At 56.6% G+C, this 11,055-nt stretch carries 9 protein-coding genes and 1 tRNA gene; 3 read left to right on the top strand and 7 right to left on the bottom strand.

The window, feature by feature from the left end:
* Positions 1 to 19: 19 nt before the first annotated feature.
* From frdD to frdA, 4 genes are read right to left on the bottom strand one after another with little or no spacing between them, the layout of a single operon-like run.
* Complete coding sequence (gene frdD / locus ACWYRJ_RS14320) at positions 20 to 379, bottom strand: fumarate reductase subunit FrdD (protein ID WP_149367301.1); 360 nt, start codon at positions 377 to 379, stop codon at positions 20 to 22.
* Between the two features lie 10 nt (positions 380 to 389).
* Positions 390 to 785 (bottom strand): fumarate reductase subunit FrdC, encoded by a 396-nt coding sequence (gene frdC / locus ACWYRJ_RS14325; protein WP_111965403.1) that lies wholly within the window; start codon positions 783 to 785, stop codon positions 390 to 392.
* A 10-nt stretch (positions 786 to 795) separates the two neighbouring features.
* Positions 796 to 1,530, bottom strand: coding sequence for a succinate dehydrogenase/fumarate reductase iron-sulfur subunit (locus tag ACWYRJ_RS14330; RefSeq protein ID WP_023310124.1), 735 nt, complete (start codon positions 1,528 to 1,530; stop codon positions 796 to 798).
* Complete coding sequence (gene frdA, locus ACWYRJ_RS14335; protein ID WP_133293620.1) at positions 1,523 to 3,313, bottom strand: fumarate reductase (quinol) flavoprotein subunit; 1,791 nt, start codon at positions 3,311 to 3,313, stop codon at positions 1,523 to 1,525. The genes ACWYRJ_RS14330 and frdA overlap by 8 nt, the downstream gene beginning before the upstream one ends.
* Positions 3,314 to 3,623: 310 nt before the next feature.
* On the opposite strand from frdA, the gene epmA reads away from it, so the two are divergent.
* A complete protein-coding gene (epmA, locus tag ACWYRJ_RS14340; protein WP_024907345.1) occupies positions 3,624 to 4,601 on the top strand; it encodes an elongation factor P--(R)-beta-lysine ligase in 978 nt (325 codons plus the stop codon).
* Between the two features lie 44 nt (positions 4,602 to 4,645).
* Here the strand turns inward: epmA and mscM are convergent, their stop codons facing one another.
* The 3 genes from mscM to rsgA all read right to left on the bottom strand — a co-directional run bounded on the left by mscM (position 4,646) and on the right by rsgA (position 10,107).
* Entirely contained in the window at positions 4,646 to 7,969 is a 3,324-nt protein-coding gene (gene mscM / locus ACWYRJ_RS14345; protein WP_455508138.1) for a miniconductance mechanosensitive channel MscM, read from the bottom strand.
* Between the two features lie 19 nt (positions 7,970 to 7,988).
* Positions 7,989 to 8,957, bottom strand: a complete 969-nt coding sequence (gene asd, locus ACWYRJ_RS14350) for an archaetidylserine decarboxylase (RefSeq protein WP_115876634.1) — start codon at positions 8,955 to 8,957, stop codon at positions 7,989 to 7,991.
* Between the two features lie 97 nt (positions 8,958 to 9,054).
* A complete protein-coding gene (gene rsgA / locus ACWYRJ_RS14355) occupies positions 9,055 to 10,107 on the bottom strand; it encodes a small ribosomal subunit biogenesis GTPase RsgA (protein WP_455508139.1) in 1,053 nt (350 codons plus the stop codon).
* A 107-nt stretch (positions 10,108 to 10,214) separates the two neighbouring features.
* On the opposite strand from rsgA, the gene orn reads away from it, so the two are divergent.
* Both orn and ACWYRJ_RS14365 read left to right on the top strand, forming a co-directional pair.
* Entirely contained in the window at positions 10,215 to 10,760 is a 546-nt protein-coding gene (gene orn / locus ACWYRJ_RS14360; protein WP_455508140.1) for an oligoribonuclease, read from the top strand.
* Between the two features lie 196 nt (positions 10,761 to 10,956).
* Positions 10,957 to 11,032, top strand: a tRNA-Gly gene (locus ACWYRJ_RS14365).
* Positions 11,033 to 11,055 lie beyond the last annotated feature (23 nt).

Consider the following 11,055-nt stretch of genomic DNA (forward strand, 5'->3'; position numbering starts at 1 on the left):
GGATGGCGGGCCTGAAGCGTCAGATGGTGACCACGGCAATCAGCGTTACCACGGTCAGGATGGTCGCCAGACCGTAGAACACCCATTTCCCGCTCGGGACATGGATTTTCAGGTCATGCATCGCATGGTGAATACGGTGCAGGCCACACCACAGCGGCAGGACGATCATCAGGAAGATGAACACGCGGCCGATAAAGCTGCTCGCGAACGCCAGTACGCGTTCGTAGCTCAACGCATCTCCCGGGAAGAGCCCCAGCGGCAGCATAATGCCGACCAGCAGTATAATGACGGGGGCGATGATGGCACCCCACATGCCGCCTGCGCCAAACAGACCCCAGAAGACCGGCTCGTCAGAACGTTTTGGATTTGGATTGATCACAGTAGTCTCCTTACCAGAACAGTGCGACAAACAGAATGACCACAGTGACCAGAATCGTCACTGCCCAGAGCCCTTTAATCACCGGCTCTGGCCCCATTTTCTCGTCTTTTACGATGATGTTCGCCGCTTTTGGCGCCAGCTCAAACCAGGTTTTGGTATGAAGCAGCGCGGCCGCGAGCACGATCAGGTTCAGAACAACAATGATCGGGTTTTGCAGGAAACCGACGAAGCTGGCCCAGGCTTCCGGGCCATGCTTGAGGGCAAAAACGCCGTACATCAGCTCAAGGCTGAACCAGACCGCCGGTACCGCCGTGCCTTCACGCAGCATGTAGAAGCGATAAAACGGCAGATTTTTCCACCAGGTTGACGGCACAGGCCGCACGTAGGCTTTGCGTTTAGTCGTCATCATGCACTCCTTAGCGTGGTTTCAGGGTAGCGATAAGAAAGTCTTTCGAGCTTTCCACTTTACCCTGCTGAATTGCGGCGGCCGGGTCGACGTGCTTCGGACAGACTTCGGAGCAATAACCCACAAAGGTACAGCTCCAGACGCCGTTCTGGCTGTTAAGCTGCGCCATGCGTTCTTTTTTGCCGTGATCGCGGCTGTCCTCGTTATAGCGGTGCGCCAGGGTAATGGCGGCCGGGCCGATGAACTCCTTGTTCAGGCCAAACTGTGGACAGGCGGCGTAGCACAGGCCGCAGTTGATGCATCCGGAGAACTGATGGTATTTCGCCATCTGCGCTGGCGTCTGGGTGTTTGGCCCCTGATCCGGCGTGCGCGGGTTGCCAATGATGTACGGCTTAATGGCTTCCAGGCTTTCGATAAAGTGGGTCATATCGACCACCAGATCGCGTTCAATCGGGAAGTTGCCCAGCGCTTCGACCTTAATGCCCTTGGTGTATTCGCGCAGGAAGGTCTTACAGGCCAGCTTCGGCACTTTGTTGACCATCATGCCGCAGGATCCGCAGATTGCCATGCGGCAGGACCAGCGGTAGCTCAGGTCTGGCGCCAGGTTGTCTTTGATATAGCCGAGCGCGTCCAGCAGGGAGGTTTGCTCGTCGTAAGGGACTTCATAGAACGCGCTGTGCGGTGCGGCGTCCACTTCCGGGTTGTAGCGCACCACTTCAACCTTCATTTTTTGCATCTCAGCCATTCGCCTTCTCCTTCTTCTCGGCGGCTTCTGCTTCTGCACCGTACACGCGTTTAGCCGGCGGCAGCGTGGTGATTTTCACGTCGCTGTAGTCCAGACGTGTGGTGCCATCCGCATCGCGCCAGGCGAGAGTGTGTTTCAGGAAATTGACGTCGTCACGTTCGGTGCAGCCTTCGTCCAGACGCTGGTGGGCTCCACGTGACTCTTTACGCGCCAGCGCAGAGTGCGCCATACATTCCGCTACGTTCAGACCGTGGCCCAGCTCAATAGTGTAGAGCAGGTCGGTGTTGAATACGCTGGAGGTATCGGTGATGCGCACGCGCTTGAAGCGCTCCTGCAGTTCCGCCAGCTTGTCGACGGTTTTTTGCATCAGCTCTGGCGTACGGTAGATACCGCAGCCTTCTTCCATCGACAGGCCCATCTCGTCGCGGATCTTAGACCAGTTCTCGTTACCCTCCTGGTTCACCAGATCTTTCAGGCGTTTTTCAACGTCTGTAACCTGCGCATCCAGTGCGGCACCGTTGGCTTCGCCTGCTGTAGCCGCCCGCTCCATCGCGCGCTCGCCCGCCATGCGGCCAAAGACCACCAGCTCTGCCAGCGAGTTAGACCCCAGACGGTTGGCGCCGTGCAGGCCCACAGAGGAACACTCGCCGACGGCGAACAGGCCTTTAATTCGGGTTTCACACTGCTGGTCGGTTTCGATCCCGCCCATGGTGTAGTGCGCCGTTGGACGCACCGGAATCGGCTCTTTCACCGGGTCGACGCCAACGTAGGCTTTTGCCAGTTCGCAGATGAACGGAAGACGTTCCAGCAGTTTCTTCTCGCCCAGATGACGCAAGTCGAGGTGAACGACGTCGCCGCGCGGCGTGGAGATAGTGTTGCCTTTGCGCCACTCGTGCCAGAAGGCCTGGGAGACTTTGTCGCGCGGGCCGAGTTCCATGTATTTGTTCTTCGGCTCGCCGAGCGGGGTTTCCGGGCCCATGCCGTAATCCTGCAGATAACGGTAGCCGTTTTTGTTGACCAGAATACCGCCTTCACCGCGGCAGCCTTCCGTCATCAGAATGCCAGAGCCTGGCAGGCCGGTTGGGTGATACTGGACGAACTCCATATCGCGCAGGGGTACGCCATGGCTGAGCGCCATGCCCATGCCGTCACCGGTGACGATGCCGCCGTTGGTGTTATAACGATAAACGCGACCCGCACCGCCCGTCGCCATCACTACCGCGTTGGCGCGGATCTGGACAAGCGTGCCTTCCATCATATTCATCGCCACCAGGCCGCGCGCGTGTCCGTCATCAACCAGAATGTCGAGGACGAAATGTTCATCGAAGCGTTGAATTTGTGGGAACTGAAGGGAGGTCTGGAACAGGGTGTGCAGCATGTGGAAGCCGGTTTTATCAGCGGCGAACCAGGTGCGTTCAATCTTCATTCCGCCAAAGCGGCGAACGTTGACGCTGCCGTCCGGACGGCGGCTCCACGGACATCCCCACTGTTCAAGCTGGGTCATTTCCGTTGGACAATGATGCACAAAGTAGTCAACGACATCCTGTTCGCAAAGCCAGTCGCCCCCTGCAACCGTGTCGTGGAAATGGTATTCAAAGCTGTCATGATCCTGCGCAACGGCGGCGGATCCTCCTTCTGCTGCCACAGTGTGACTACGCATTGGATAGACTTTTGAAATCAATGCGATTTTAGCGTTGGGATTAGCTTGTGCTGCAGCAATCGCAGCACGTAATCCAGCCCCGCCAGCGCCTATTACGGCAAGATCGGCTTGAAAAGTTTGCACGACATTCCTCCAGATTTTTGTTATTTCGCAACGCGACAAACTAAAGGTAGTTCACCCGTCCAAAAGGACGATTGCGAAAGCGTTTCCACTGCTCCTTTATGGGTAAAACAGTATAACCGTGTAGATGTCAGGGAAATTTGACGTGTTCGATTTTTTTGCTGTTCTGTACGGCGATTTATCATGAAGATTGATGAAATACGTCACGAAAAAGTTCACCTAAATGAAATGCACTTTTTTACTGCGCAAAATTTGTCTCTGCCCCTGCTAACGAGTAGACTTCGTGCCCTTGTCTGAAATCGGAGAACAACTCATGAGCGAAACGGCCACCTGGCAGCCGAGCGCATCCATCCCTAATCTGTTAAAACGCGCTGCAATTATGGCGGAGATCCGCCGTTTCTTTGCCGACCGCGGAGTCCTTGAGGTGGAAACGCCGTGCATGAGTCAGGCAACGGTAACGGATATTCATCTGGTCCCGTTTGAAACCCGTTTTGTTGGCCCCGGCCACTCTCAGGGGATGAATTTGTACCTGATGACCAGCCCGGAATATCACATGAAACGCCTGCTGGCAGCGGGATGTGGCCCGGTGTATCAGCTGTGCCGCAGTTTCCGTAATGAAGAGATGGGTCGTCACCACAACCCGGAATTCACCATGCTGGAGTGGTACCGCCCGCATTATGATATGTACCGCCTGATGAATGAGGTAGACGATCTGCTCCAGCAGGTGCTGGACTGTTCAGAAGCCGAAACGCTCTCCTATCAGCAGGCTTTCCAACGCCATCTGGAAATCGATCCGCTGTCGGCGGATAAAACCCAACTGCGTGAAGTAGCGGCAAAGCTGGATCTGAGCAACGTGGCGGATACCGAAGAGGATCGCGACACGCTGCTGCAGCTGCTGTTCACCTTCGGCGTAGAACCGCAGATTGGCAAAGACCGTCCGACGTTTGTCTATCACTTCCCGGCAAGCCAGGCTTCACTCGCGCAGATCAGTACCGAAGATCATCGTGTCGCAGAGCGTTTTGAGGTCTATTACAAAGGCATCGAACTGGCGAACGGCTTCCACGAACTGACTGATGCCCGCGAGCAGCAGCAGCGCTTCGAGCAGGATAACCGCAAGCGCGCCGCGCGCGGTCTGCCGCAGCAGCCTATTGATGTTAATTTGCTTGAAGCCTTAAAAGCGGGTCTGCCGGATTGCTCCGGCGTGGCGCTGGGTGTGGATCGTCTGGTGATGCTGGCCCTGGGCGCAGAGCAGCTTGGCGATGTGATTGCATTTACCGTAGATCGCGCCTGACGGCAGTTAACCCTCTCCCGTGGGAGAGGGTCGCCCTGCTTATCTTACAAACTCCCCGCCGGGCGCGTACGCGCCGCTGACGTCAACGTTCTTCCCGTTTTACGCCCGTCCAGGCTTTCCAGACGCATCTGGAACGGTGGGAACGGCATATCAATACCGTGCTCGCGGAAGCCTGCCAGAATCAGCTGGTGGATCTCATGGCGCAGCGGCATACGGTGGCCCATTTCGGCGGCGTAGATACGCAGCTCGAAAATCTGGATCCCCTGCTGTAAATCCACCAGGAACACTTCCGGTGCCGGGTTATCGATCACCAGCGAGCAGCGCTCTGCGGCTGTGTAGAGGATCTGGGTGACCTCTTCGCTGTTAGCGTCCGATGGCGCCGGTACCGTCAGCACTACACGGGTAACGGAGTCTGACAGCGACCAGTTGATGAACTGCTCGGTAATAAACGCCTTATTCGGTACGATGATCTCTTTGCGATCCCAGTCGCTGATCGTTGTCGCGCGGGTGTTGATCTTCGTGATGCTGCCGGTCAGATCGCGAATCGTGACGGTATCGCCAATACGGATCGGTTTTTCGAACAGAATGATCAGGCCAGAGATGAAGTTGGCGAAAATCTCCTGTAAACCAAAACCTAACCCTACACCAAGGGCCGCCACCAGCCACTGCAGCTTCGACCACTCAATACCGATCATTGAGAAGCCAACCAGTCCGCCAAACAGCATGATCAGATATTTGGTTATAGTCGTAATCGCATAACCCGTCCCCGGCGTTAAATCCAGATGCTGCAGCAGCGCCAGCTCCAGCAGCGCCGGGAAGTTACGCACCAGCTGCGTGGTAATGATCAGCACCAGAATGGCAATCAGCACCGCGCCTAAGGTGATCGGCTCCAGGCTTTCAACACCCTGCACCGTGGACGTCACGTCCCACAGAGAGATGTTCTCCAGGAAACCAAATGCGGAGTGGATCTCTGACCACAGGAATATGACCGACAGGAGGGCAATCAGCATCAGGATGGAGCGAACCAGACGCAGGGACTGGGTGCTGATGGCATCCAGATCCAGTTCGACCTCGTCCGCCTCCGTCGTGCCTTCCGTACTGTTGACGTGGTTTGGCTCTTCCTCACCGCGCGCGCGCTGGGCGAGGATCTCCGCCCGGCGATGCTTGGCACGGTCAAAGGCCAGACGGCGGCGCTGGATCAGCATCCAGCGGCGGATCACGTGGTACACCACCAGAAGCAGGAACCAGATGGCCACCGAGGTTTCCAGCCTTGCCAGCAGCGCCTGGGCCGTTGCCAGATAGCCCACCGCAGCTGCCAGCATTGCAAACAGCGGCGCGCTAAGCAGCAGGTTCCAGAGCAGACGGTTGAACATGTTTTCGCCGCTGCCGGATTTATCGAGATAGAGCGGAATACCCGCGCGTTTCAGGCTGAGCGTGACGATGGCCAGCGCCCCGCATATCAGCATAAAGCAGAGACGGCCCAGCGAGCCTGAGAATTCCCGGTCGTTGAGATTATCGAACATGATCAGCGCCATAATCAGCGGCACAATCAGCCCGATGCTCATCAGATAGTAACGCATGGCGCGCGCAACGCGATTACGCGGCCAGCCAAAGTGGGTGATAAACAGGCCGTTGGGGCGCGCGAAGGTGGCACAAATCATGACCACCCACAGCAGCGGCACCGTGGCGGTGACGCCATCGCCAATCGCGACCGCGAGCGGATAGGGCCAGGCTTCCCGCAGGCCATACCCCAGCGTCATCCACAGCACCGGCAGCGGGGAGGCGACAAGAATCGACCAGAATACGGTGCGCAATGTTAGCCAGAAGTGATCCTGGGTGACTTTCCCAACCCTGGAGCTGGAACGCTCCAGGAAGCGAGTGAAATGTCTGCGCGAGTAAATGCTGAAGCCCACCAGAATCAACGCCCCCAGCAGTGGGAAAATGGTCTCTTTGCTGGTGAACATCATCACGCTGGCCTGTCCCAGCTGGCTGAAGGTGTCCAGCGAAATCAGGCGGCGCAGGTCCTGGACTATCTCAATCGGCCACGAGAAGGTCATCGGCCGCACGTCGGACGTCCAGAAGAGATAACGGTGCGTCGCCTCGTTCACCTCTTTCAGCGCATCTTCCAGCTGGCTATTGGAGACTTTTAGCTTGGTCAGCTCCAGAATCAGCGTATCCCCACCCTGGAGCAGAGAGTTCAGCAGTTCACGCTGGGTACGCAGCTGGGCTTCCAGAATACGGTTTTGCTCGCTGGTCAGGGGCTGTCCGTCAGCCTGACGGATCTGGCGGATTTGCGGCTGTTTATTAAGGAGATCTTCAAAGTGCAGTCGCTGAACGCGCAGCTGGGCCATCTCGGTATCCAGCTGTTGCGGCTTCGGCATTTCCGGCAGGCGCGCGACCTGGGCGCGTAACGCTTCTCCCAGCAGGTTTGATGACCCGAGCCACTGGGACTGCTCGCGCAGGGTGTTGAGCGCCTGGCGAACCTGAAGGGTTTGATTGGTGGCCTGACGCTGCTGCGAGGCAACCAGATCCATACGCTGCGCCTGCTGATTCAGCGCGGCAGAAAGCTCGCGGTTGACCTTAAACTGTTCGACGATGCCGGCAGGCAAGTTATCGCTGTTTTCTGCAAGCAGTTCGGTACTTTCCAGCGCGCGCTCCGCCTCGCGTTGACGCTGACTGTTGAGCTGATTGCGCAGGGCCTGGAGATACGCATCCAGTTGCTCGCTCTGCTTCTGAGCGAGTTCAGAGCGCATCCGCGACAGCTCCTGGCGGTTATTGGCGGAAAGCTGCGCCAGCTCAAGCTCATCGACAAGGGCCTTCAGGCGAGCCGATTCTGCCTGCAGGCCCAGATTTTGGGCCTGAGCCTGTGGCGTATTGCCGCTTTGCGTGCCCACGCGGCGCTCAACTTCATTTAGCTGGCGACGGGCGTCGGTTTGCTGCTGCGGAAGCTGGCTGAGGGAGTCGGCAATTTCGCGCGCGCGCTCCTGCTCCTGCTGAGCAAGGCGGCTCTTTTCCAGAAGCTGGCTGCTGACCTGCAGGATCTCCTGGTTCAGCGCGTCGGAGGTCATTCCTGCGGGCACATCGCGCGGTTCGTCACGAAAATTATTGAGCTGCGAGCGTAGCGTCTGCGAGAGTTTTGGGAAGTTGTCGATAACCTGCTGATACTGCTGAGCGCGCTCAAGAGAGCCTTTCCGCTCCTCAAGCGCGTTCAGGGCAGCCTGGAGCGACTCGACGGTCTCTGGCTGAGCGGGTTTGGCGGCTTTTGCCTGCTCCAGTTCCTGGGTTATCTGTTTGGCGTCGGGGGCTGTCGCTGCGTACGCCCCCATGCTGAGGCACCAGGCCATCAGTAGAACGATAATCGGGCGCACGTCAGCGATCCTTCTGTTGTTAGCCTTCGTCTTTTTTGTCGTCAACCAGCGGGCTGGCGTCGTGCTCGGCGTTGATCTCTTCCTGTGACAGCGGAGCAGGTTCTGCTTCCGGCGTCACGAAGGTTTCGGTTGAGACCGCCAGCGGCTGACCCAGTTTGGTAACCGACAGGCTTTCAAGCTGTTCAGCCAGCTTCACTTTGCCCGGCGCAAACAGGTTAATCACGGTGGAGCCCAGCTTAAAGCGCCCCATCTCCTGACCTTTCAGCAGGGCCACAGAGCCTTCCGCTTCACCGGCAGGCCAGGTCCAGCGTTTGATCACGCCTTCGCGCGGTGGGGTGATGGTGCCGGCCCAGACGGTTTCAATGCTGCCTACGATGGTTGCACCCACCAGAATCTGTGCCATAGGGCCAAATTCAGTATCGAACAGACAGATGACGCGCTCGTTACGGGCAAACAGGTTCGGCACGTTCTGCGCGGTCAGGTGATTGACGGAGAACAGGTCGCCCGGGACATAAATCATTTCACGCAGGATACCGTTACACGGCATGTGCACGCGGTGATAGTCGCGCGGTGACAGATAGGTGGTGGCAAACGTACCGTTGCGGAACAGATCCGCCATCAGGTAGTTACCTGCCAGCAGCGCTTCCAGACTGTAGTTATGGCCCTTCGCCTGCAGGATTTTGTCGTCTTCGATGTTACCCAACTGGCTGATCACGCCGTCTGCTGGCATCACCAGGACGTTAGGATCGGTGTTCAGTGGGCGCACTTCGTCGCGCAGCGGGCGCACGAAGAACTCGTTGAAGGTGCGGTAGCTGGCGGTATCCGGCTTCTGCGCCTCTTTCATGTCGACCTTGTAATATTTTACGAAAAGATCGATGACCAGTTTGGTCAGCCAGCCTGCGCGTTTGCTCGCGCCCCAGCCCGCCAGGCGAGTGAGCCACAGTTTTGGCAGAATGTATTGAAGCGAAAGTTTAAATGCGTTTAACAAGGTAGCCTCCAGGCCATTGTTTTGTCGTTCCTGATCCGGCGTTAAGCCGCCGGAACCTGAAAAAGGGGGACGATTTTAGCGATGCTTAGCTTAGTTGTCAGTTATCAGAATCAGAAAAGTTTTTACGCGTTTTTACGTCTTCCATGCTCTCAAGAATACGGTGGTAATTCTCGAAGCGGGTTTCCGCGATCTCGCCTTTCTCAACCGCTTCACGGATAGCGCAGCCTGGGTCGTTATCGTGTTTACAGTCGCGGTATTTACAAGCGCCTAAATAATCATGGAATTCGACAAATCCGTTAAAGATTTGTTCCGGCTCAAGGTGCCACAAACCGAACTCACGCACCCCTGGGGAGTCGATCACGTCGCCGCCGTGCGGGAAGTGGTACAGGCGTGACGCGGTGGTGGTGTGCTGGCCCAGACCCGAGACATCAGAGACATCGTTGGTCAGGATCTCTTGCTTGAGGCCAAGCAGGTTGTTCAGCAGGCTTGATTTACCTACGCCGGACTGGCCCGCAAAGATACTGATGCGGTCGGTAAGCGCCTCTTCCAGCGGTTTAAGACCATCTTTGGTGTGGCTGGAGACCATCAGCACGCGATAACCAATTTTGCGATAGATATCCATCTGCTCATTGACGAAGGCCATCCCGTCGTCGTCCAGCAGATCGATTTTGTTTAGCACGATGATCGGTTCAACCTGCAGCGTTTCGCAGGCGACGAGGTATCGGTCGATAATATTGAGTGACAGTTCGGGCAAAATCGCCGATACGATAACAATCTGGTTAATGTTGGCGGCAATCGGTTTGACCCCGTCGTAGAAATCGGGACGGGTTAACACGGACGTACGCTCATGGACCGCTTCAACGATACCTTTTACCGTTACGCCTTCCGCCGCCTCTTTACCCGGTCGCCAGACGACGCGGTCGCCGGTCACCAAAGAACGAATGGTCCGGCGGATGTTGCAGCGGTGAATCGCACCATCGGCGGATTCCACGTCAGCGTGCATACCGAAACGGCTGATGACTACGCCTTCCGTTGGGTCGCCAAACAGGTTGTCGTCGTAATCGACCTTCTCCGCAGTGGTTTTAAGACGGCGCTGGTGATTGGCATTCACGCGGCGCTGCTGCCCTTTGGAGAGTTTATTTTTACTCAATCGCACTGGCTCCTGGTCGCCCGTAGGGGGCAAAACCTCTATGATACACTCTAATTAATACTAGTTAACCTGCTACTGCCGGTTATGCGAGAAGGGTGGAAAATAACATGAGCGCGGATGAAAACAACCTGATTTGGATCGATCTCGAAATGACCGGGCTGGATCCCGAGCGCGATCGCATCATTGAAATTGCAACCCTGGTGACGGACGCCAACCTGAATATCCTGGCGGAAGGGCCTACGATTGCGGTGCATCAGTCTGATGACCAGCTGGCGTTGATGGACGAGTGGAACGTGCGTACCCACACCGGCAGTGGCCTGGTGGAGCGCGTGAAGGCGAGCACCATGGGTGACCGTGAGGCGGAGCTGGCGACGCTTGATTTCCTGAAACAGTGGGTTCCGGCGGGCAAATCACCTATTTGTGGGAATAGCATCGGCCAGGATCGCCGTTTCCTGTTTAAGTACATGCCGGAGCTCGAGTCTTACTTCCACTACCGTTATCTGGACGTCAGCACGCTGAAAGAGCTGGCGCGTCGCTGGAAGCCTGAAATTCTCGACGGCTTTAAAAAGCAGGGGACGCATCAGGCAATGGACGATATCCGAGAGTCCGTGGCGGAGCTTTCTTACTACCGCGAAAACTTTATTAAGCTGTGATTTTGAGATCCGGCGCCTTGCGTGGCCGGGTTTTTGTCGTTAAATTGTGCAGCTTGCCGATTAAATAAGCATTTGAACTGAATTTCGAAAAAATCGCTTTAAGGGGGGTTGCAGCTAAAAGGATTTCTCGTATAATGCGCCTCCCGTAACGACAGAGAATTACACGTTACGACAGCAACAAAAGCAGTGCAGATTTGCGGGAATAGCTCAGTTGGTAGAGCACGACCTTGCCAAGGTCGGGGTCGCGAGTTCGAGTCTCGTTTCCCGCTCCAAAATTTGAAAGTGCTTCCACAGC

Source organism: Enterobacter sp., from assembly GCF_977039595.1.